19 protein-coding genes and 1 tRNA gene are annotated in these 21432 nt (G+C 66.0%); 10 read left to right on the forward strand and 10 right to left on the reverse strand.

What is annotated here, in order from left to right:
• Window positions 1-48: 48 nt before the first annotated feature.
• From ACEE23_RS00105 to ACEE23_RS00115, 3 genes are read left to right on the forward strand one after another with little or no spacing between them, the layout of a single operon-like run.
• The gene (locus ACEE23_RS00105; protein ID WP_368534039.1) at window positions 49-1485 is read left to right on the forward strand and encodes an ABC transporter transmembrane domain-containing protein; all 1437 of its coding nucleotides are present in this window, start codon (window positions 49-51) and stop codon (window positions 1483-1485) included.
• Window positions 1485-3227, forward strand: coding sequence for an ABC transporter ATP-binding protein (locus ACEE23_RS00110; protein ID WP_448872313.1), 1743 nt, complete (start codon window positions 1485-1487; stop codon window positions 3225-3227). The genes ACEE23_RS00105 and ACEE23_RS00110 overlap by 1 nt, the downstream gene beginning before the upstream one ends.
• On the forward strand, window positions 3224-4177 hold the full coding sequence (locus ACEE23_RS00115; protein WP_448872311.1) for an alpha/beta hydrolase family esterase: 954 nt from the start codon (window positions 3224-3226) through the stop codon (window positions 4175-4177). The genes ACEE23_RS00110 and ACEE23_RS00115 overlap by 4 nt, the downstream gene beginning before the upstream one ends.
• 156 nt (window positions 4178-4333) lie before the next feature.
• Here ACEE23_RS00115 and ACEE23_RS00120 read toward each other — a convergent pair whose 3' ends face one another.
• On the reverse strand, window positions 4334-5590 hold the full coding sequence (locus ACEE23_RS00120) for a septum formation initiator (RefSeq protein WP_368519386.1): 1257 nt from the start codon (window positions 5588-5590) through the stop codon (window positions 4334-4336).
• Window positions 5591-5961: 371 nt separating this feature from the next.
• Between ACEE23_RS00120 and ACEE23_RS00125 the strand changes: the two genes are divergently transcribed.
• Complete coding sequence (locus ACEE23_RS00125) at window positions 5962-6156, forward strand: antitoxin (protein WP_409338326.1); 195 nt, start codon at window positions 5962-5964, stop codon at window positions 6154-6156.
• Window positions 6157-6324: 168 nt separating this feature from the next.
• On the opposite strand, the gene ACEE23_RS00130 is transcribed toward ACEE23_RS00125, so the two are convergent.
• Complete coding sequence (locus ACEE23_RS00130) at window positions 6325-7362, reverse strand: hypothetical protein (protein ID WP_448872309.1); 1038 nt, start codon at window positions 7360-7362, stop codon at window positions 6325-6327.
• Here ACEE23_RS00130 and ACEE23_RS00135 point away from each other — a divergent pair.
• Window positions 7334-7675 (forward strand): hypothetical protein, encoded by a 342-nt coding sequence (locus ACEE23_RS00135; RefSeq protein WP_448872307.1) that lies wholly within the window; start codon window positions 7334-7336, stop codon window positions 7673-7675. The two genes, ACEE23_RS00130 and ACEE23_RS00135, sit on opposite strands and share 29 nt — an antisense overlap.
• Before the next feature lie 7 nt (window positions 7676-7682).
• On the opposite strand, the gene ACEE23_RS00140 is transcribed toward ACEE23_RS00135, so the two are convergent.
• The 4 genes from ACEE23_RS00140 to ACEE23_RS00155 all read right to left on the reverse strand — a co-directional run bounded on the left by ACEE23_RS00140 (window position 7683) and on the right by ACEE23_RS00155 (window position 11235).
• Window positions 7683-9380, reverse strand: coding sequence for a hypothetical protein (locus ACEE23_RS00140; RefSeq protein WP_368521127.1), 1698 nt, complete (start codon window positions 9378-9380; stop codon window positions 7683-7685).
• A 133-nt stretch (window positions 9381-9513) separates the two neighbouring features.
• Window positions 9514-9587: transfer RNA gene (locus tag ACEE23_RS00145), tRNA-Pro, on the reverse strand.
• A 98-nt stretch (window positions 9588-9685) separates the two neighbouring features.
• Window positions 9686-10081, reverse strand: a complete 396-nt coding sequence (locus tag ACEE23_RS00150; RefSeq protein WP_368519382.1) for a YchJ family protein — start codon at window positions 10079-10081, stop codon at window positions 9686-9688.
• On the reverse strand, window positions 10078-11235 hold the full coding sequence (locus tag ACEE23_RS00155; protein WP_448872304.1) for a bifunctional alpha/beta hydrolase/OsmC family protein: 1158 nt from the start codon (window positions 11233-11235) through the stop codon (window positions 10078-10080). Before ACEE23_RS00155 ends, ACEE23_RS00150 begins: the two co-directional genes overlap by 4 nt.
• Window positions 11236-11326: 91 nt before the next feature.
• On the opposite strand from ACEE23_RS00155, the gene secA2 reads away from it, so the two are divergent.
• The 5 genes from secA2 (at window position 11327) to ACEE23_RS00180 (ending at window position 16539) form a co-directional block, all read left to right on the forward strand.
• The gene (secA2, locus tag ACEE23_RS00160) at window positions 11327-13624 is read left to right on the forward strand and encodes an accessory Sec system translocase SecA2 (RefSeq protein WP_368521128.1); all 2298 of its coding nucleotides are present in this window, start codon (window positions 11327-11329) and stop codon (window positions 13622-13624) included.
• Between the two features lie 75 nt (window positions 13625-13699).
• Window positions 13700-14134 carry an oxoglutarate dehydrogenase inhibitor Odhl gene (gene odhI / locus ACEE23_RS00165; RefSeq protein ID WP_290221697.1) on the forward strand — a complete coding sequence of 145 codons (435 nt, stop codon included), beginning with the start codon at window positions 13700-13702 and terminating at the stop codon, window positions 14132-14134.
• Between the two features lie 185 nt (window positions 14135-14319).
• A complete protein-coding gene (gene ftsR, locus ACEE23_RS00170) occupies window positions 14320-15051 on the forward strand; it encodes a transcriptional regulator FtsR (RefSeq protein WP_368519378.1) in 732 nt (243 codons plus the stop codon).
• A gap of 45 nt (window positions 15052-15096) precedes the next feature.
• Window positions 15097-15810: a bifunctional nuclease family protein gene (locus ACEE23_RS00175; protein ID WP_368519377.1), complete on the forward strand. Its 714-nt coding sequence runs from the start codon at window positions 15097-15099 to the stop codon at window positions 15808-15810.
• 168 nt (window positions 15811-15978) lie between these two features.
• Complete coding sequence (locus tag ACEE23_RS00180) at window positions 15979-16539, forward strand: MerR family transcriptional regulator (protein WP_368519432.1); 561 nt, start codon at window positions 15979-15981, stop codon at window positions 16537-16539.
• Between the two features lie 191 nt (window positions 16540-16730).
• On the opposite strand, the gene ACEE23_RS00185 is transcribed toward ACEE23_RS00180, so the two are convergent.
• From ACEE23_RS00185 to gndA, 4 genes are all read right to left on the reverse strand, one after another.
• Entirely contained in the window at window positions 16731-17591 is an 861-nt protein-coding gene (locus tag ACEE23_RS00185; protein ID WP_448872301.1) for a VWA domain-containing protein, read from the reverse strand.
• A 63-nt stretch (window positions 17592-17654) separates the two neighbouring features.
• The gene (locus ACEE23_RS00190) at window positions 17655-18515 is read right to left on the reverse strand and encodes a 3-methyladenine DNA glycosylase (RefSeq protein ID WP_368519375.1); all 861 of its coding nucleotides are present in this window, start codon (window positions 18513-18515) and stop codon (window positions 17655-17657) included.
• A 3-nt stretch (window positions 18516-18518) separates the two neighbouring features.
• Entirely contained in the window at window positions 18519-19898 is a 1380-nt protein-coding gene (locus ACEE23_RS00195) for a DEAD/DEAH box helicase (RefSeq protein WP_368519374.1), read from the reverse strand.
• Between the two features lie 38 nt (window positions 19899-19936).
• Complete coding sequence (gene gndA, locus ACEE23_RS00200; protein WP_368519373.1) at window positions 19937-21397, reverse strand: NADP-dependent phosphogluconate dehydrogenase; 1461 nt, start codon at window positions 21395-21397, stop codon at window positions 19937-19939.
• Window positions 21398-21432: the final 35 nt, after the last annotated feature.

The following is a 21432-nucleotide window of genomic DNA, read 5'->3' on the forward strand; positions in this document are numbered from 1 at the left end:
GCTAATAAACTTACCTGTTTCTCAACTTCCCTTATAGAATGGATGCCTATGTCTAGTCTCCCAGCTCCCGGCGACCAGCGTTGGCTGTTGAAGACTGTCTTCTCGCAGAAGCGGCGCACTATCCCGGCCGCGGTGCTGATGGCCGTGACCTTCGTGTGCAACGGACTGACCCCGGTGGTCATCGGCAAGGCCGTCGACGACGCCATCGCCCGCAGCTCGCTGATCGCCCTTGGGGTCTGGATCGCGGTGCTGGTCGGGCTCTTCGCCGTGAATGCGGCGGCGAGCTGGACCTCGCGGGGCCTGTTTAACTGGGCGATGTTGCTCATCGCGCACGAGCTGCGCATGGCGGTCACGGACCGGATCACCCACCCGCGGGGCATCGGCGGCCGCCGCCGCACTGCCGGCGAGCTGCTGTCTATCGCCTCGACGGACACCCAGCGGGTAGCGAATGCGGTGTTCATGACGGTCTTTCCCGTCGCCGAAATCGTCTCCATCATCTACGTGGCCATCATGGTGGGGGTCATCTACCTCCCGCTGGGCCTGGCCGTCCTTTTGGGAGGGCCGATTATCGTCTGGTGCTCGCTGACGGCGGCGCGCCCGCTGCGCAAGCGCTCCAGCGTCCGCCAGGCCGCCCTGGCCCAGGCGGCCGCCACGGCCACCGACGTGGTGGAGGGGCTGCGCATCATCAAGGGCATCGGCGCGGTGGATCCAGTCCGGCGCCGCTACGCGGAGGCCTCCGATAACGCCTACGACAAGACCATCTACGCCAATGCCGCCCAGTCGCGCCTGAACGCGGTGACCAACGGCATCGGCAGCCTCTACGTCATCGTCGTCGGCTGCGTGGCCGGCTGGCTGGCGCTGCAGGGGCATGTCAGCGTGGGTGAGCTCATCACCATCATCGGTTTGACCCAGTTCATCATCACCCCGATGACCATGCTGGGCCGCAATATCGCCTCGCGCTGGGCCGCCGCCCAGGCCAGCGGATCACGGATCGTCGACCTCCTAAGCCAGCCCGCGGAATTCTCCGCCGCCGACACCGCGGAACTGCCGGCGCTGAGCCCGGGCATCCACGTGGTGACCGGTGAGGTCCCGGACTACCTGGTCCGGCTGCCGCGCGAGCGCTACCTGGTCGCACCGCACCAGGCCGATATCTTCGACGGCACCGTGCGCACCAATGTTTCCGGAGACGACGAGGCCGCCGCCCGGGCCCTGTGGGTGGCCGCGGCCGAGGAGATTCCCGGTGGCATGGACCGCGCGGTGGGCGAGAACGGCGGACACCTGTCCGGAGGCCAGCGCCAACGCGTGGCCCTGGCCCGCGCCATCGCGGCGGACCCAGAAGTCCTCGTGCTTATCGAGCCGACCTCGGCGGTGGACTCGGTCACCGAGGCCACGATCGTCGAGCGCGTTGCCGCCGCCCGCGCCGGCAAACCGACGGTGGTCTACACGTCCTCACCAGCCTGGCTGGCCCAGGAGGTGAGCGCCTAATGCAGTTCCCGAACGCCACGTGTCCGCAGGTACGCCGCTGCGTGACCGAAAACGTGAAGGCCATCCCCGGGGCGGGCTGGCGGCTGATCCTGGCGCTGGTGGTCTTAAGCGCCGGCGCGGCCGCCAATATCCTCATCCCCATCTGGCTGGGCCGGATCGTCGACGTCGTCATCGCCGGCCAGCCGGAGCGCCTAGGCCAGCTGGCCGCGCAGTTGCTGTGCGCGGCGGTTGCCGCCGCCGTGCTGGCGGCGCTGGGCTTTTACCTCATTTCGCGGGTCACGGAAAAGATCATCGCGCAGCTGCGCCTGCAAATGGTCTCCACGGCCGTCGGCCTGCCCACCCACCGGGTCGAGGAGGCCGGCACGGGGGACCTGGTCTCACGTTCTACCGACGACGTTGCTGAGCTATCTGCTGCCGTCACGGAAACCGCGCCGGTGCTCAGTAACTCCGCCTTTTCCATCGTCGCCACCGCCATCGCCCTAGTGACCCTGGACTGGCAGTTCCTCCTGGTCGTCGCCTGCGCCGCCCCGCTGTACTTCTTCGCCGCGCGGGCCTACCTTCGGGTCGCGCCCGGCCGCTACGTGGCCGAGCGCGAGTCCATGGCGACCCGCGCCCGTCGCGTCCTCGAGGTCATCCGCGGCAGCGCGACCGTGCGGGCCTTCCGCCTGGAAGACAAGATGCACGACAAGGTAGGGCAGGCCTCCTGGCAGGTCGTCGAGCGCGGCTATAAGGCCCGCCGCACGATGATCACCCTGCAGTTCTGGATGACCATGGTCGAGCTGGTCATGCTCTGCGCGGGGCTTATCGCCGGCTACCTAGCCACCCAGTCCGCCGGCCTCAGCGTCGGCGCGGTCACCGCCGCCATGCTGATGCTCATCCGCCTGCGCGGCCCGTTGCTGGGGCTCATGCGCATTCTGGACACCGTCCAGTCCGGATACGCCTCCCTGTCACGCATCGTGGGCGTGGTCATCGATCCGCCGCGGCCGGTGACCGCCGCGGGCGCACCAAGCAGCCGCGGCGAGGTCAAGATGGATAGCGTGAGCTTCGGCTACGGCGACGGCTGGGCGGTTAAAGACGTCAGCCTGCGCGTGCAGCCGGGACAGAAGATCGCCCTAGTGGGCGCCTCCGGCGCGGGCAAGACGACCGTGGCCGCCCTGGTCGCGGGCCTGCGCGTCCCGGACGCCGGCAGCGTCACCGTCGACGGGGTAGAGGTCTCCGCGCTGTCGGACCGCGAGCGCGTGGCCCGGCTGGCGCTGATCTCCCAGGAGGTCCACGTCTTCTCCGGCACGCTGCGCGACGACCTGGCGCTGGCGGCGCCTGAGGCCAGCGATGCCGAGATGCAGGCCGCGCTTGACCGCGTCGGTTTCCCCGAGCTGGTGGACGGCCTCGATACTCAGGTCGGCGCTCGCGGGCAACAACTGGACCCGGTCGCGGCGCAGCAACTCGCCCTGGCTAGGATCCTTTTGTTAGATCCAAAGGTGGTTATCATGGACGAGGCAACCGCGGAGGCCGGCACCTCGGGCGCGGCGGTGCTCACCGACGCGGCCCAGGCGGTCACGCAATCCCGATCCGCGCTCGTCGTCGCCCACCGCCTCGATCAGGCCTGCGATGCCGACGAGATTCTCGTCATGGATGGCGGCCGGATCATCGAACGGGGCAGCCACTCGCAACTAGTCGCCCGCGGTGGGCAATACGCCCGCCTGTGGGCCGCATGGAAGAAAGGCCGGGATAAAGCGCAGTGAAACCCATCCTCCGCTCAGTAGCAGCGGTGACCGCCGGTGCCGCCTTGTTGGCCGGGTGCTCGACCGAAGGCACCCCGGACGAGGAGGCGCCCGCTACCAGCTCCCGGGCGTTTAGCGACCTGGGTATCCCGCGTTCAGCGCCGCTGGACGGGCCGGAACCCGGTAGCTTCAAGGAGATCAACCTGCCCTCGGGGCGGACCTACGTCCTCGCGGTGCCGGAAGACTACGACCCGGGCAAGAAATGGCCGCTGTTGATGTCCTTCCACGGTTGGAAAGAATCCAGCTGGAATAACTTTAAGTACACCGATTTCCGGTACGCGGAGGCCATATCCGTCTACCCGCAGGGCAAGAACGGCGCGTGGTCTCCGGCCCCTTACGCGGACACGAAGGGGACGGAGGACATCGCCTTCGTCGAGGAGATCCTCGACACCCTGCGCGCCACCTACACCATCGACGACGAGCGGATCTACGCTACCGGCATGTCCAACGGCGGCGGCTTCGTGGCGTATCTCGCCTGCCAGATGTCCGGGACCTTTAAGTCCATCGCCAGTATCTCGGCCGCCTATTACGAGGCGATCCACAAGGACTGCGCCGACGACCCCGTAGGGCGCTTGGACCTGCACGGCACCAACGATCCCGTGGTCAAGTACTACGGCGGCAAGCGCCACGGCACCCGCTACAACTCGGTGGCGGATGTCCTGGCCCACGACGAGGAGCGCAACCGCTGCAGCTCCCGCATCCGGACCGAGCGCCTTGCCAACTCGGCCCTGTTGCAGACCTGGAGCGGCTGTGAGGAACCGCTGCAGCACATCCGCATCGGCGGCGGCAAGCACGTCTGGCCCGGCGGCGCCTACGACAAGGACGCCAAGGTGGGCAAGGGCTTTGCCACCGACAAGGTGCTCGACTTCTTCGGCATCCCCGGCCGCCCCGAGGGCACGCGGGAGACCTAAGCGCCCCAAAGCCCGCGACGCCACGCAGAGTCGCACAGGGCGCGCATCGATCGCTAAAGGGCCCTAGGCGAACCTAGGGCCCTTTGGTTTTTCGCAGCGCAGTCTTCTTGCCCACGCGGTGACAGCGAAGCTCTGTCTTAGGGGAGAGGGGCTGTTTTAGGTGAACAGGCCCCAGACCGCGGCGGAGATGGTGATGATACCGAGGACCACCACGAACCAGTTGGTCCAGCGGCCGCGGAAGCGCTTGAGGGCGTCGATGCGGTAGATGGCCCAGATGGGCATCAGGTAGAGGATAGCCGCGATGAACGGGCCGCCGATGCTCTCGATAAGGCCCAGGATGTCCGGGTTCAGCACGGCCGCAATCCACGTGGTGACGAAAATGAGCGCGTAAGCGATGTTGGTGATTTGCTGGTGCGTGGTGCGCTCGGCCAGGGACGGCGAGATCTTCTTGAGGATGTAGCGCGCGCCCTCCGTCGTACCCAGCACGTGGCCGAAGTAGGAGGAAATAATCGCGAGGATGGCGATGACCGGGGAGAGGTAGGCCAGCACCGGCACACCGGAGATATTCGCCAGGTAGGACAGCACCGGGATGTTCTGCTCGCGGGCCTCCTGCAGGCCGTCGGCGCCCAGGGCCAGGGTGCAGGACCAGACGAAGAACATGGTGAACACGGTCAGCATCAGGGCAGTGGCCAGCAGGACCTTGGAGGCGTTCTCGTGGGACTTGATGCCCCACTGACGCTGCATGGCCAGGGAGAACTGGGAAATGGCCGGGGAGTGGTTAAAGGAGAAAACCAGCACCGGCAGAATCATGATGATGCCGCCGATAAGCGCCAGCGAGTTGCCGGAGTCGACCTCCATGAAGCTTTGCAGGTCCCACTGCGGAATGAGGTAAATCGACACGCCCGCCAGGCACAGGATGAGCGGGTAGACGATGAACTGGGTCAGGTACAGCATGAGCTTCTCGGAGAAGGCGAAGACCAGGGTCATCGCGCCAATGAGAAGGAAGGACAGCAGCACGCGGTTGATCTGCGGCCCGTTGAACTGGTTGACGATGAACGAGTCCACCGTGTTGGTAATGGATACGCCGTAGATCAGCACGATCGGGTAGATCGCGAAGAAATACAGCACGGAAATAACCAGCCCGATCTTCTTGCCGAAGTAGTCCGTGACGACGACCGTGATGTCCTCGCCTTGGCGCGGGGAGACGCACATGATGCGGGCGAGCGCGCGGTGGGACAGGTAGGTCATGGGTGCGATGAGGATGGTCGCAATCAGCAGTGGCCAGAAGCCGAAGCTGCCCGCGTTAATCGGCAGGAAGAGGATGCCCGCGCCTACGGCGGTGCCGAAGAGCGAAAAAGCCCAGCTAGTGTTGACGGTCCGGCCGGATGCCTGGGCCGGGGCAGAAGAGGTCATGAATAGATCTCCTTGTAGGGGAGGTAAAACGGTGCAAAACGACATCAGCAGCGTAGGAGCCAATACCTTGGGAATTACGCTAACACTTGGGAATGGGCGTGTTTGGTCTTTGGAAACAGAAGGAAACTCACCCCTCAATTTGGGGGTAAATAATGTCAAGCTTTCCGAGTTCGGCAACCGCCCGTAGCCAGGGCTACACCCGAGGGTTAGGTGCAATTTCGGGCCGACAGTTATGAATTTGTTGCGGCGCACGGTGGGCGAGAGCCAAAGAAGTCTGTACGATCGGTAGCGGCCGGTCAAACGGTCCAGATAAGTGAAAATTTAAGCAGTCGAGATACTCGAAACTATTAGGAGTAAATACAATGGGTTTTATGGACAAGGCTAAGGACGCACTGAACTCTGACAAGGGCAAGGAAGCTACCTCCCAGGGCCTGAACAAGGCAGAGGACTTCGCCAAGGACAAGCTGGGCGAGGACAAGTCCGACCAGATCTCCGACGTCCGCGGCAAGGTCGAGGATCGCCTGGGCACCGGCAACGACGAGCAGAAGGGTGAGGACGAGAAGTAAATCGTCTCGCTCAACAACCGCCGTGGCAACGTGGTTCCGCGGCGGTTTTTCATGCGCAGCCGACATGTTAACTATGTTACTTTTTGCTAACTACTGGGTGGACCCGTGGATTTAACCGCTAGGCTAGAGCTTGTGGCTATGTCTCAGGATTCATCCGAAGTCGCAGCCTTATCGAAGACCGCTATTGTCCGACAGGCGCTGCGAATCACCGCGCACCTCGGCGAAGCTCAGCTCTCGCTCGAGCGAGCGGCCTCCTACGCGGGCGTGGATCCTGCCACGGCGCAAGCGATCTTCCAGGACACCCCGGGGCTCATTCGCGAGCTCAACGACCACCTCAACTCGCGCCTGCGCGCCCTGTGCACGGAAGAGGACGCGCGGTTGCCAGAAGGAGCGTGCGCGGTCGAGCGACTGCGGGCGAACATGAACTCCTATTTCCATTTCGGCCAAGAAGAGCCCGCCGGTTTCGCCGCGTTTATCGCCCTGCGCTGGGACGGCGAGCCGGCCATCCAGTTCGAGGAGAGCCCGAACCAGGCCGAGTGGCAGTGGTCCTACGCCGAGATGCTTCGGCGCACCCGCGCGGTATTGGTCGAATACGGCGCGCCCCGCAGCGTCGACTTGTTGAACCGCTATTCTCTGACGGCGCTGGCTGTCGTCCATGGGGCTTCCCACATGTGTGTCTTTGGCGCCGCGCGGCACCTGGCCCCGGCCGGACGCCGGCACACGATGACGCGGGTTTTCGATGTTTTCATCACCGGGCTGGAATACGAGCTCGACGGCCACACGCAGTGCTGCATCGAACCGGTTAATTTCCGTCCCTCCCAAGCTTTTTCCCCGGTGCCACCGGCCCGCCAGTTGCCGCGATCGACCGACCAGGAAAGGACTGTAGCGCTTTACCGCGGCGGGGTCGAACTGTTGGCGGCGTCCACCACGTTTGACGTCTCCATCGAAGAGGCCGCCGAACAGGCGGGTCTCGATCCGGCCGAGGCGCGCCGGCTCGTCGACGGCGACAACCGCTTCGACGCCCAGATCGAACGCTTCCTGGACCACCAGTGCCGCGAGGCAACAGAGGTATTCCTGAGCAATCTCCGCGCGGACGCCAGCCCCTTCAACCGCATCAAAGCCCTGGGCGCCGGCTACTTGGGCCTTCGCGCTGTCGGACCCGGCCGGTTTCCTGGCCATGTCGTGTATCGGCTCCGGCTCCATCATCCCGTCCACCTTCGGGCTGGATGGGAAGGCCGAAAGGCTAGGTCCCACGCTGCGCTTCCTCGTGGAGCAGGTGCGCGACGCCATGCAGGACCACCCCGAAGCGAGAAATACCTGGGCGCTCTACACCTATTCCATGGCGCTGTGGTGCGCGGCCCACGGCATGGCGCACCAGTTCTCGGTCGGTTCCTTCCGGCACTTATCGCTGGAAGAAAAGCTGCGTTCCTCCAGCCACATCATGGATCTGGCGCTCATCGGCGTGGCTAAATCCATCGGCCTCGAAATCCCCGCAACCGCGTGCCATCGGCACGACTAAGAGGGCGCTAACCCGCCGGCCAGAGGGTGCCCACGCGGCTGGTCTGCACGCAGACGGGATCCGCTCCCTCCGGCAGGTCGACCGTGAGCTCGGTCCCGCCGCCAGTGACCTGAACAAAGACTTGGTGGAGCCCGGCGCGCAGCGGCACCTCGGTTCGCTCGCCGCCTAGCGACATCCCCGCGGTGGCCTCCTTGCCGGCCAGGTAGTTCAGCTCCACGACCCACTCGCGGTCCAGCAAGGGTCCGTCCAAGTCCATCGTCAGCTCATGCCCAGAACCCAGCTCCTGCCCGCACTGCTCAATGCCGGCGTGCCCGGCCCCTGGGGCGGGGCCGGGCGTGGTGTTGCGGGCGGGATGGAAATCGGCCGGGACAATATGGCCGTCGCCGCCGACGACACCTGGCTGCTCAGTCCACGCCGCGATGTTTGCACCGGGCAGGATCCTGCTCAGACGGTTGTGCGGGTAGGCGACCGGCAGCAGGACCTGGGTGTCGACCTCTTGGTCGAGCTGCGGGCTGTCACGTCCCGCCAATTCCTGTTCCAGACTGGCGAAGTACTCGCGCGCGGGCTGCTGCGACCACGCCGCCGAATAGGTCAGGGTGCTGGCCACACTCAGGCAGGCCGCGACCGCCCCCAAGGCCAGGAGCATTCTTCCCAGCCCAGTAGCAATCCGCAACCCGGGGAAGGCTAGCGCGGCGGCGATGACGAGGAGGACGCTGGCCTCCGAGAAATGCCGCAGCGTCTGCACGATTTCCAGGGCGGTGTCCTGCCCGCCGCGCCCCAGGCTCACTGCGGCTAGGCAGGCCCCGACGTAGCCGCCGCACAGCAGAAAACCGATAAGGCCGCGGCGGCTGCGGGTGCTAAGCGCCAGGATGATTGCTGCCGCGAGTGCCCCGAGGACAACCATGGCGACCGTGGGAGACGCAAAGGGCGGGCCCGGGTGCCACCTGTCCCAGGACAGGGGCCCACCGGCCGCGGCCGGCAGGAAACCGCGCAAGAAACCGTGCTGCAGGGTCTCTACCAACCCGAGGCTATCGGTGCGGGGGAAGTCCACGCGTAGGGCGTAGACGGCGGCCCAGGCTACGCCGACGCCCAGCGAGGGAAGAATACTGCGCCGGCACCCCAGGAGGAACCAGAAGGCCGCGAGGAAGGGGAGGGCCAGTAGCATGCGCTCGCTGAACAAACAGCCGACCAACACACAGAGTGCCGCGGCCCAGCCGGGCGCCCACGCCGGCCGGCGGCTGTGATCCCCGCCCGCGCGAGCACCGCCGAGCACGCACGCGGTCGCGGCGGCCATCGCCGCTTGCAGCGGGAGGAGGTTGATCGCCGCGGACAGCCAGCTCGTGGCCGGCAGGTTGAGCGGGCACAGGCAATAGAGGACGAAGGCGAGCAAGACCGGCCACCCGCCACGCAAGCGATGGACGAGGTAGCCCACCGCGCCGAGGACCGCGGCGTTGAGCAACCCCAGGACGCAGAGCGCGGCCACCCAATTGAGATCGCCGGCCGCGGCCACCAGCCGCATAATCCCGCGGGCGCCCGGCATCAGGTGCCCGTCGTGGGGCGCAAAAAGGCCGGCCTCCGGAGCCTGCGCCAGGAGGATGAAATCGTCCCAATAGAACCAACCGCGGGCGGCAACGGCCATGCGCACGATCCATCCCAGGATCCCGATGCTCAAAAGAGCCCAGAGCTGGTGGCGGCTGGTACGCATAATGACGGTCATTCTAACCGGCTGCTGTGCTGCCGCCCCGGAACGTGGCCGTCCAGCGGGCAGGAAACTGAGTCAATAATCCCGGCCGACATGACAAAGGCCCGTGCGAAAGCACGGGCCTTTGTGGTGTTTGTCGGACTAACAGGATTTGAACCTGCGACCCCTACACCCCCAGTGTAGTGCGCTACCAAACTGCGCCATAGTCCGCCGTTGCTTGTTGCAACGTTGACTAAGGTTACAACAGTGTCATTGCGCTAGTCGAATCGCCTGCACATCCGGGGTGGGCGCTGGGCAAGCTCGCGGGCCTAGTTACCGCTGGAGTATATCCAGCGCCCGTTCTGGCGGCTAAAGCTGGAGCGTTCGCGCTGCTTGCCGGTGGCCGCGCCCTTGTAGAAAGCCTCGAATTCGACGACCCCGTGATCGTCCAAGGGACCGCCGGCCACGGTGTCCAGAATGTCCAGCCGATAGAAGCGGATGGAATCATCGGCGAGGTTGAGTTCGCTGGGGCGGGTGAAAGGATCCCAGGTGGCCAGCAGGTAATCCTCGTTGCCGGTGACGAAGGCGCTAAACCTAGATCGCATGAGGGTCTCCGCGGTCGGCGCCGGCTTACCAGCGTGGTACTGCCCGCAGCATTCGCCGAAAGTCAGCCCGGTGCCGCAGGGGCAGCGGGCGTCGTCGGCTAGGGGACGGTGAAGGCTCACTTGTCCTCATCCACCAATCGGGCGTTGCCGATGAGTTTAAGGATCTCCGCCTGGCGGGCGGCGGCCAGCAGCGCCTTCTCCTGGCCGGCGTCCAAGTCGCCGAGAAGCTTGATGGAGCGGGTGAAGGTCGCCCCCTCGCCCTGGGTGACGGTCACGTGGACATCGTCGAGCTTCATGCCGCGGGCCGCGGCCTTGATGGCCTGGGCTGTGCCGGCGGCGACGGCGGACATCAGCAGGCCCTCCGGGGTAAAGCCCTGGCCCTTGCCGCCGTCGGCCTTGAGACGGTCGGAGGTCACGGAGCGCTCGTTGTGGCGCACGATCACGCCCATCTTCGTGCCGTAGGCCAGGTGTGCTTCGGCGGCATCGGCGGCCACGACTGGAGGCTGGTTATCCGGCACGATGAACTGTTCTGCCCACGCGCCGATGAGATCGGCGGCGCGCTGGGCGGCCCCCTGCTTGGTGATGAGGTGGTCGGCCTTGTCGAGGGCAACCAGGGACTTCGGGTAGCGGGTCACGCGGAAGATGTTCTGGGCGTTGTCGATGCCGACGGTCTGGTCGATGGGCGAGTGCAGCACCATGAGCGGCTTGCGCAGCTTGCTCAGGTAGTCGACCGGATTGGTCTCCGCGAGGTCCTCGAGGAAGCCGCGGGAGATCGTCAGCGTGCGCCCGCCCAGCACGACGTCGACGGCCCCGTTGGCGTCGACCTCACCGATCTTGTCGGCATAGTGGAGGACCGAGTGGGCGGGATCGAAAGGCGCGCCGATGGTGGCGACGGCGCGCAGGGACGGGATACCGGTGGCGGCAGCCGCCAGGGAGGCCGCCCCGCCGAGGGAGTGGCCCATGAGCAGTTGCGGGGCGTGGTAGTTTTCCGCCAACCATTCCGCCGCGGCCTGGATATCGGCGACGTTCTGGTGGAACGTGGTATCCGCGAAAGCGCCTTCCGACTGGCCTAGGCCGGGGAAATCGAAGCGCAGGGTGGCGATTCCGAAGTCGGTGAGCTTCTTGGAGGTGCGGGACGCGCCCGGGGTGTGGCGCGAGCCGGCGAAGCAATGGGCAAAGATGGCGAAGGCTTCCGGCGGGGTGTCGGGGAAGTCTATAGTCCCGGCCATCTTCAGGCCGGTGGACGACGGTAAGGTGACGTTCACTGATTGCATGCCTATAAGGATAACGAGGCGACTGCGCACGAGCTACTGCGGGTTTATTAGAGTTGAAGGGACCGACGTTCGAGGAGGATGCCACAAGACCATGGGCGCATTTGATTGGTTCTGGAAAGCGATGGGCGCGCAGTCTGAGCGCAACGATAAAAAGTCGAAGGCGGTAGTAACGAGCGCGGAAGATTCCGTCGCCTCGCTGCGCGAGCTGGACGACGCGGCGGTGGCACAGGCCGGCCGCGACGCCATCCGCGGTGGGGAAGTAGCCGACAAGCCGGCCTTCCTGGCCGCGCTTGCCGTAGCCGCCGAGCGCCGCCTGGGCATGTCTCCTTTTAACGTCCAGTCCCAGGCCGTGCTGCGCCTGCTGGAAGGCGACGTCATCCAGATGGCCACCGGCGAGGGCAAGACCCTGGTGGGTGCCATGGCCGCCACCGGCTTCGCGCTGACCGGCAAGCGCGTGCACGTGGTCACCGTGAACAACTACCTGGCCGGCCGCGACGCCGAGTGGATGCGCCCGCTCGTCGAGTTCTTCGGCCTTTCGGTGGCGCCGGTGACCGAGAAGATGACCTCTGACGAGCGCCGCGCCGCCTATCGCAGCGACGTCATTTATGCCCCGGTCAATGAGCTCGGCTTCGACGTGCTGCGCGACAACCAGATCACCGAACGCGAGCAGACGGTCCAGGCCCGCCCGGACGTCGCGCTCGTGGACGAGGCGGACTCCGTGCTGGTCGACGAGGCCCTGGTCCCGCTGGTGCTGGCCGGTTCCGAGCCGGGGCAGGCCCCGACCGGGCAGATCACCGACGTGGTCGGGCACCTGACCGAGAACAAGGACTATATCGTCGCTGAGGACGGCCGCACGGTCTCCCTGACCGACGAAGGGGCCCAGCGCGTCGAGAAAGCCCTGGGGATCGACTCGCTGTATTCGGAAGACAACATCGGCACCATCCTGGTCAAGGTCAACCTGGCGCTGCACGCCAAGGCGCTGCTCATCCGCGACATCCACTACCTGGTGGCCGACGGGCAGCTGCAGCTTATCGATGCCTCCCGCGGCCGCGTCGCCGATCTCCAGCGGTGGCCGGACGGCCTGCAGGCCGCGGTCGAGGCCAAGGAGGGCCTCGAGGTCTCCGAGGGCGGGCGCATCCTCGACACCATCACGCTGCAGGAGCTCATGCGTCGCTACCCGACGGTCTGCGGCATGACCGGCACGGCGGTCGAGGCCACCGACCAGCTGCGGCAGTTCTACGACCTGCGGGTCTCGGTCATCGACCGGAACAAGCCGTTGATCCGGGAGGACGAGCCCGATCGCATCTACTCGACCATCGCGGAAAAGAACCGCGCCATCGTCGGCGAAATCCAGCGCCTCCACTCCGCCGGCCAGCCGATCCTGGTCGGCACCCACGACGTCGCCGAATCGGAGGCGCTCGCCGCGGCCTTGGAGGAGCTGGGCATCCCGGTCAACGTCCTCAACGCGAAGAACGACGCGGAGGAAGCCCGGATCATCGCCGAGGCCGGCGAACGCGGCCGGGTGACCGTGTCCACCCAGATGGCCGGGCGCGGTACGGATATCCGCCTGGGCGGGGCGGACGAGGCCGACCACGACGCGGTCAGCGAGCTGGGTGGCCTAGCCGTCATCGGCACCTCGCGGCACCGCAGCTCCCGCCTGGACAACCAGCTGCGCGGCCGCGCCGGCCGCCAAGGAGACCCGGGCCGCAGCGTCATCTTCGTCTCGCTCGAGGACGACGTGGTCCGCCAGGGCGGCGAGGACGAGTCCTTGTCGGCCCGCCCGGATGCGGACGGACGCATCGAGTCCAAGCGGGTACGCGATTTCGTGGCCCACTGCCAGCGCGTGACCGAGGCGCAGCTGCTAGAAATCCACGCCCAGACCTGGAAGTACAACCAGCTGCTGGCCGACCAGCGCATCATCATCGACGAGCGCCGCGCAAAGTTGCTGGACACCCCGCAGGCCTGGGAGGAGCTTGCCCAGCGGGCGCCGGAACGGGCCGCGGAGCTTTCCGAGGCCGGCGTGAGCGAGGCGGCTCGCGTGCGGGCGGCCCGGGAGATCATGCTCTACCACCTGGATCTCGGCTGGGCGGACCACCTGGAGCACCTCGACGACGTGCGCGAGTCGATCCACCTGCGCGCGATTGCCCGCGAGACGCCCATCGATGAGTACCACCGCATCGCCGTGCGGGAATTCAAGGACCTCGCGCAGCGGGCTGTCGAGCAGGCAGTCGAGACATTCCGCACAGTCCCGGTCGACGAGGCCGGGGCGCACCTAGCGGACGCGGGTCTGGCACGCCCGAGTGCCACCTGGACATATATGGTCTCGGATAACCCCCTCGCGGGGGCAGGCAACTCCGCCTTGAGCAGCATAGGTAATCTGTTTAGGTAGAAGGCCGCTCGCGCGCCGCGCGAAGTCGCTATTATTGGAATAGTTAATTGAGAGCCACCAACCGGAGGTAAAACAATGAGTGAGAACAACGGCACCTCGGAGCCGCAGGTCGAGACTACCTCGGTCTTCCGCGCTGACCTGCTGAAGGAAATGGAAAACGGCGCGGCGGCAACCTCGGAATCCGGCGCCACCGGCGCGGACCAGCTGCCCGAGGGCCAGGCCTTGTTGGTGGTTAAGCGCGGGCCGAACGCGGGCGCCCGCTTCCTGCTGGACCAGGACACCACGACCGCCGGCCGCCACCCGGAGGCCGACATCTTCCTGGACGACGTCACGGTCTCCCGTAAGCACGCCGAGTTCCGCAAGCAGGACGGCCAGTTCGAGGTCGTCGACGTGGGATCGCTTAACGGCACCTACGTCAACCGCGAGCCGCGCAACAGCCAGGTGCTCGAGGTAGGCGACGAGATCCAGATCGGCAAGTTCCGCCTAGTTTTCATTGCTAACCAGGACTAGTACCCGGACCACCGTCGGGACTCAGTCCACACCGCGCAGGCGTTAGGCTCCCGGGCCACAGCCAGGGAGCTTCCGCAGCGCCGGCTTGTAGTGTCACGCGGAGCGGACCGCTCCCGTGGCCCAGAAGACGGCTGCGAACGCGCGGTATCAACCGTTTGTTTTAGGGAATTGGCGAGTAAGGCACAGTGAGCGCAGTACCAAAGAAGACCCAAGCAGCAGGGCAAGCTGCCAAGAAGGCGAAGACCATGTCCATCGGCGTGGTCCTGGGGAAGTTGAACCAGGAATTCCCCGAGGTCACCGTCTCCAAGATCCGTTTCTTGGAGGCAGAGGGACTTATCACGCCGCAGCGTACTGCGTCCGGCTACCGGCGCTTCACCAATGACGACGTGGAACGCCTGCGTTACATCCTGACCACGCAGCGCGACAACTACACCCCGCTGAAGGTCATCCGCCAGCAGCTCGAAGCCATGGACTCGGGCGAGGTCACCGCGATCGTCAGCGCGGGCCAGACCGAGACCCTCGTCAGCCCGGACAAGTTCCGCGCCCCGGTTGTTACCCGTCTGACCGACGGGGACGTGGCCTCGCAGGCCGGCTCCGATCAGAAGACAGTGGCTCACCTGGTCAAGCTGGGCCTGCTCGCGCCGGACGAGTCCGGCTATTTCACGGCTGACGATGTCGCGGTGGTCCAATCGGTCGAGGCGCTGCGCGCCTTCGGCCTCGACGACCGCCAGTTCAAGAGCCTGCGCAACAATGCCCGTCGCCAGGCCGATCTGATCTCCCAGGTCACTAGCCCGGTGGCCAACTCGAAATCGGACACCGCTAAGCTGCGGGCGGAAGAAATGTCGCAGCAGATGACCGCGCTGGTGGTTTCCCTGCATGCCACCTTGGTAAAAACGGATCTGCGCAAAGAGTTTTAGTCGATCGGCGCCGCGGGATTCGCGGCGTGCGGACAAGGAGGACGCGTGGCCCGGATAGCCCTAGAGTTTTTGGGCATACACATGCTCGAGCCGGAGGAATTCCTCTGTGCTCTGTTCCGCTGGAACGCGGGGGAGCGGGTCGTGCCGGTGTGGATGTCGCCGATTGATGGCGCCCGCGTGGCCGCGCACCTGGCCGGGGCGCAGAGCCGCCGGCCGGATACCCATGAGCTTCTCATCGAAGTCCTGAATGAACAGGGCGGCCTGGAATCTGCGGTGGTGACTAGCTACCACGAGGGCGTATTCATCGTGGAGCTGACTACCGGCGACGGCGCGGTGCTGGACTCGCGCATGTCGGACGCGCTCATTTTGGCCGACCACTTCGACGTTCCCATTGAGATCGAGGAAGAAGAGCTTAACCAGGTCGCAGTATTTGTGTCCGCCGAGGACCTGCATCACTACGTGGGGGTGGAGGAGACTACCCCCGGCGGCTCGACCTCGGAAAACTTTGACGAAGCCTCGGACGGGCCGGATTCGGCCTCCGGTGACGCCCAAGCCGACGCCGATTTTTCCGCGATGATGCAGCAGCTCGGCATGACGGAGGACGATTTCCGCGCCCTGGATCCGGACGACTTTATCGAGCCGGGTAGGGATTCCGCCGGTGAGAGCTCCGAAACCAGTGGGAATACTGGTGTAGGTGAGACTGAAGATACTGATGTGACTCGTGATGAAGAGGATGGCGAAGGAAACAGCGGTTCTTAAGTAACTGATGTGAAATAGGGTGCTCCCGAGTTAAGGGAACGTCTAAAGTTAAACTCGAGGTTTAAGTTTCGGCGTGTTACGCCAGATAACGCTTGACTCTTGCCTAGGCTTGACTTTAAATAAAGCATTAGGGCTTCCCCCAAACTTCAATGGAGTAATTACGTGAGCATCGAAGAAGACATCTACGCACACGAGGACAACGGAACTTACGTTCAGGAGTCCCTGTTCGACCTCGGCCCCGACGAGCAGGTCGGCTACCGCGTGCCAATTGCCTGCCAGGTCGCCGGCATCACCTACCGCCAGCTCGACTACTGGGCACGCACCAACCTGGTCAACCCGTCCATCCGCACCGCCCGCGGTTCGGGCTCCCAGCGCCTGTATTCCTTCCGGGACGTGCTGGTCCTCAAGATCGTCAAGCGCCTGCTGGACACCGGCATCTCCCTGCAGAACATCCGCCTGGCCGTGGATTCCCTCCGCGACCGCGGCGTCAACGACCTGGCGGAGCTGACCTTGGTCTCCGACGGCAAGACCGTCTACGAGTGCCGCTCTAACGACGAGGTCATCGACCTGCTCTCCGGCGGCCAGGGCGTCTTCGGCATCGCCGTCCCGGGCATCATGAAGGAGCTGTCCGGCACCATCTCCTCCTTCCCGTCCGAGCGCATCGACGTCGAAGACAACGTCGTCGGACTCGACGAGCTGGCCGCCCGCCGCCAGCGCAAGTCCTCCTAAGAAGCTCTCCTAGCCCGGCTTCATCCGGGCCACTCACTAGGCTCCCCAGCCGTCGCTCACGCGGCCGGGGAGCCTTTTGGCGTGTGCATAGAGGAATAAAGCCCCCGCCCGCCGGTAAGGCGGGGGAGGCTGCAAGTGGCAAGCGGGGAAGCGTGTTTAGTCTAAGCGCCTCGGCAGGGCGCTCGCGCTGGCTATTTCACGCCGGCGGCCGTGCCGATGGCTCGGTTGACGGCGTTGGTGTCGTCGGCGCGGTCGACCTTTTCGAAGTAGTCGGCGGCGTCTTCCAAGGCCTTATCGACCTCGCCGTCGCCCAGGTGCACCACGGAAATCTCCACGTTGCTGTCCTTGGCGGAGGCCAACTGGCTGGCGAAGTCCTCGTCGGCCAGCGCGTCGTCGGTGCCGGTGGTCACCAGCACGACGCGGGCGGGCGCATTGGATTCGCGGGCATAGTCGGCGGCGTTGTTCGCCGCGGCGACGATGGCGCTGCGGGTCTGCGGCACGCCGCCGGTGCCGAAGTTGTTGACCACGCTAGCGGTCTCGCCGGCGTCGCTAAAGCCCAAGTTCTGGCGGTATCCGACGGTAGCCGTGGCGGAAATCGGGGAGGAGTAGTTCCACAGGGACACGGCCTTGTCCTCGCCACCGACGCCCTCGGCGGCCCCGGCCACGCCGCCCGCCGCAGCGTCGAAGTACGGGGCCATCTGATCCGAGGTATCCAGCAGGAAGAGCGTGGCCTCCGGAGCATCCGGGGCAGTGGCGCCGGCGGCCGCGGCGGTGGACGCGGCCGCGCTTTCCGAAGCGGGCGCGGAGGATTCCGCGGAGCTTGGAGCCTCGCTGGCCGCGGAGGACTCAGAGGCGGCCGGCTCGTCGGTGGCGGTCTCCTCGGCGGCCTGGGTAGTTTCCTGAGCGGCCGTATCGGTCCCGTCGCCGGTGTCGTCGTTGCCGGTGAACAGGTAAAGAAGCAGGCCTAGCACCACCAAAATGACTAGGACAATGACGGCGATGAGCCATCCGGCGATAGCGAAGTTGTTCTTGTCGTTGGCATGACGGGCCATTTCGTCTTCCTCACTTGTGGTGCTTGCGGGGCCACGACGCTCAGTCCGCAGGACCAAGCGTGCTTAGCTGCCCAGTCTAGTGGCTTGGGCCTGCTCAATGAGTCCGACAAGCCGCTGGCGGATGGGTTCGGCCCGCTGGGCCAGCGCCCGCTGCCGGTGCACGTATTCTGCCTTGCCTTCCGGGGTCTCGATGGCGACGACGCCAAAACCCCAGGAACGGCAGTCGTACGGCGAGGCCTCCATGTCCAGCACGCGGGCATCGACGGCCAGATCTAGCGCGTCCAAGAAGACCTCCCCGGGGACGAGGGGCCCGAGCTTCCACGCCCACTTGTAGAGGTCCATCGTCACGTGCACGCAGCCGGCCTGGTCGTTGTTCGGCTGCTCCTGCCGGTTCAGCGGCCGGATGTTGAGCGGCCGGGCCGGGGGAGTAAAGAAGCGGAAGGCGTCGTAGTGGTTGCATTTGAGCCGGTGGGACTCCACCACCGCATTGGTGCCGTCGGCGCCCAAGCGCAGGGGCAAATCGTGCCGCGGGGAATCGGTGCGGTAGACCATCGCCCACTCGTGGAGGCCGAAGCAGTCGAAATTGACTGGGTTGCGCGCCGACTGAGTAAGCAGGCGGTGGATATAGGACACGGAGTCGCCCCGGCGGGCCCAGAACGCCTCGAGATTAAGCCCGACCGTACCCTCCGCGTCGCGGTGATAATCCCGCCATTCGGCGTGGGGCGGGTGGCCGGCCAACCGGGTACCCACCCCGGGATGCCAGGCCCGCAGGTGGCTGGGGCGGACCGGATAGTACTGGAAAAGGAAGTCGTAGACCGGATGGTAACTGCCCGGGTGGCGGAACCGCGCCATACGGTCATCCGCCCGTGCCTCATGGGCAGCGAGTAGTTCCTGCCACTGTTGCGGGGCAAGGACTTCGGCCATGGTCTACTTCCTCCTCGGGTTCTTCCTATCGGCGCCGGTGCGCTTGTTCGTCCGGGTGGAGCCGGCGGCCGTCTTCCGGCCCCGGCTGCCGCTGCCGCGGCGCGGGCGCGGCTTCTTGGTGCCGGGCTGGCGCTCAGCGGAGCTCTTGCGGGCCTTGCCCGAGCCTGCCTGCGGCTGCTGACCCGGCGGGGGCAGGGGAGTCCCAGGCGGGTTGGTGGCCCCGGTGACCTCTACCAGGCGCGGGTCGTGGGCGGGATCCGCGGAGTCGGAGAGATCGATGACCGTGGCGTCCACCCCGGCCTTGCGGAGCAGCTGGGTGATTTCGTCGCGCTGCTGCTCCATGCCCAGGGTGACCACGGTACCGGACTCGCCGCCGCGAGCGGTGCGCCCGGCCCGGTGGAGATAGGCCTTGTGCTCGGCGGGCGGATCGACGTGGACTACCAAGGATACGCCGCTGATGTCGATGCCCCGGGCGGCGATGTCGGTGGCCACCAGCACCGGCACGCTGCCGTCGCGGAAGCCCTCGATGGCGCGGGTGCGCGCGCCCTGGCCCTTGTCACCGTGCAGCGGCTGGGCGTTGATCCCGTTGCGGCGCAGCTTCTTGGTCTGGCGGTCCACGCCGTGCTTGGTGCGCATGAACATGATGGTCTTGCCGGCGCGGGCGGCGATGGTCAGGACCACGTCGTTGCGCTGGGGCCGATCGCCCACGTAAAAGGCGTAGTGCTCCATGGTGTCGACGGCGGCTTCCACCGGCGCGGTGGAGTGCTCAACCGGCGAATCTAGGAAGGTGTTGACGACTTCTTCGACGGCGGCGTCCAGGGTGGCCGAAAACAGGAGGCGCTGCCCGTCCGCCGGGGTCAGGGCTAGGAGCTTTTTCACCTGCGGCAAAAAGCCCATGTCGGCCATCTGATCGGCCTCGTCCAGCGTGGTGATCTCCACCTGGGACAGATCCAGGTAGCCCTGGTTGATGAGGTCTTGGGCGCGACCCGGGGTGGCGACCAAGACGTCGACGGGGCGGGCTAGCTGCCGGATGTGGTTGTTGATGTTGACGCCGCCGACCACGGCGAGGGTGCGGAGGTTGAGGCTGGCCGCCAGGCCGTCGAGGCGCTCCTGGATCTGGGTGGCCAGCTCCCGGGTCGGCGCTAGGATGAGCCCGCGGGGCTTGCCCGGGCGCGAGACGCCCTTGCCGCCCAGGCGGGCCAGCATCGGCAGCCCGAAGCCCAGGGTCTTGCCGGAGCCGGTCGGGGCGCGCCCTAGCAGGTCCTTGCCCGCTAGTACGTCGGGGATGGTGGCCGACTGGATAGGGAAGGGGCTGTCCATCCCCTGCTGGGCCAGGGTGTCGACGAGGGCGCGAGGTAAGCCGAGATCGGCGAAAGTAGTCATAAGGTGCTTTAGTCTAGCACCGCATGACTAAAAGACGACTAGTCCCACTGGCTCAGGCTGCGGTCACCGGACCACTCGAGGTGGTAGGTGCCCGGCTTGTCGGTGCGCTGGAAGGTGTGGGCGCCGAAGTAGTCGCGCTGGCCCTGAATCAGGGCGGCTGGTAGGCGCTCGGCGCGCAGGGAGTCGTAGTAGGACAGCGAGGAGGCGAAGACCGGTACCGGCAGGCCCAGCTGGGTCGCGGCGACGACCACTCGGCGCCAAGCGGAGATGAGCTTGCCCAGCTCGTCCTGGAAGTACGGCGCCAGGATGAGCGCCGGCAGCTGCGGGTCGGCGTCGTAGGCCTCGCGGATGCGGTCCAGGAACTTCGCGCGAATGATGCAGCCGCCACGCCAGATGGTGGCCAGGTCCCGCGGGTCGACGTCCCAGTTGTGCTCGGCGGAGCCGGCCTTGATCTCGTCGAAGCCTTGGGAATAGGCGATGAGCTTCGAGGCATAGAGCGCGCGGCGGACGTCCTCGATGAACTCGGCGCGGTCAAGGTCCAGCGACTCGAAGGTGGCCTCGGTACCGGCCGGCAGCCCCGCGTCCTGGGCGGCGGCGCGCTGCGCGGTGGACGAGGACAGTGCGCGAGCGAAGACGGCCTCGGCGATGCCGGTGATCGGCACGCCCAGCTCCAGACCGTTGATGGCGGTCCAGCGGCCGGTGCCCTTCTGGCCGGCAGCATCCACGATGACGTCGACCAGGGGCTTACCGGTTGCCGGATCGTCCTGGGCCAGGACCTCGGCGGTGATCTCAATCAGGTAGGAATCCAGGTCGCCGGAGTTCCACTCGCGGAAGGTCTCGGCGATTTCGTGCGGGCTCAGCCCGGCGCCGTAGCGCAGCAGCTGGTAGGCCTCGCCGATGACCTGCATGTCGGCGTATTCGATGCCGTTGTGGACCATCTTGACGAAGTGGCCGGCACCATCGGGGCCGATGTGGGTCACGCACGGGGTGCCGTCGACCTCGGCGGCGATGGACTCCAGGATCGGGCCCAGGGTCTCCCAGGACTCGGCCGGCCCACCCGGCATGATGGAGGGGCCGTTCAGGGCGCCCTCCTCGCCGCCGGAGATGCCGGCGCCGACGAAGTGGCGGCCGCGGGCGGCGACTTCCTGCTCACGGCGGATGGTGTCGGTGTAGTGGGCGTTGCCGCCATCGATGATGATGTCGCCGTCATCCATGGCGCTGGCCAGCTGGTCGATGACCGCGTCGGTGGCGGCGCCGGCCTTGACCATGATTATGGCCTTGCGGGGGCGCTCCAAGGAGGCCACGAAGTCTTCAATGGTCTCGGAGGCGATGAAGCTGCCTTCACCCGCGTGCTCGTCCATGAAGGCGCGAGTCTTTTCCGGGCTGCGGTTGAACACGGCCACGGTGTTGCCATTGTGGGCGAAGTTGCGGGCGAGGTTAGACCCCATCACGGCGAGGCCAACGACACCAATCTGGGCGAGATCCTTAGATTCAGTCATGCCGCCTAGATTACCGCATAGACCATCGGCACAGC

The organism is Corynebacterium sp. 32222D000AT, from assembly GCF_053546955.1.

Bases quoted from the DNA above. Each gene is read 5' to 3' on its own strand.
- ACEE23_RS00105 (WP_368534039.1), top strand. From the start codon at position 49: ATGTCTAGTCTCCCAGCTCCCGGCGACCAGCGTTGGCTGTTGAAGACT.
- ACEE23_RS00110 (WP_448872313.1), top strand. From the start codon at position 1,485: ATGCAGTTCCCGAACGCCACGTGTCCGCAGGTACGCCGCTGCGTGACC.
- ACEE23_RS00120 (WP_368519386.1), bottom strand. From the start codon at position 5,590: ATGACCTCTTCTGCCCCGGCCCAGGCATCCGGCCGGACCGTCAACACT.
- ACEE23_RS00125 (WP_409338326.1), top strand. From the start codon at position 5,962: ATGGACAAGGCTAAGGACGCACTGAACTCTGACAAGGGCAAGGAAGCT.
- ACEE23_RS00135 (WP_448872307.1), top strand. From the start codon at position 7,334: ATGTCGTGTATCGGCTCCGGCTCCATCATCCCGTCCACCTTCGGGCTG.
- ACEE23_RS00130 (WP_448872309.1), bottom strand. From the start codon at position 7,362: ATGATGGAGCCGGAGCCGATACACGACATGGCCAGGAAACCGGCCGGG.
- ACEE23_RS00140 (WP_368521127.1), bottom strand. From the start codon at position 9,380: ATGCGTACCAGCCGCCACCAGCTCTGGGCTCTTTTGAGCATCGGGATC.
- ACEE23_RS00155 (WP_448872304.1), bottom strand. From the start codon at position 11,235: ATGCAATCAGTGAACGTCACCTTACCGTCGTCCACCGGCCTGAAGATG.
- secA2 (WP_368521128.1), top strand. From the start codon at position 11,327: ATGGGCGCATTTGATTGGTTCTGGAAAGCGATGGGCGCGCAGTCTGAG.
- odhI (WP_290221697.1), top strand. From the start codon at position 13,700: ATGAGTGAGAACAACGGCACCTCGGAGCCGCAGGTCGAGACTACCTCG.
- ACEE23_RS00185 (WP_448872301.1), bottom strand. From the start codon at position 17,591: ATGGCCCGTCATGCCAACGACAAGAACAACTTCGCTATCGCCGGATGG.
- ACEE23_RS00190 (WP_368519375.1), bottom strand. From the start codon at position 18,515: ATGGCCGAAGTCCTTGCCCCGCAACAGTGGCAGGAACTACTCGCTGCC.
- ACEE23_RS00195 (WP_368519374.1), bottom strand. From the start codon at position 19,898: ATGACTACTTTCGCCGATCTCGGCTTACCTCGCGCCCTCGTCGACACC.
- gndA (WP_368519373.1), bottom strand. From the start codon at position 21,397: ATGACTGAATCTAAGGATCTCGCCCAGATTGGTGTCGTTGGCCTCGCC.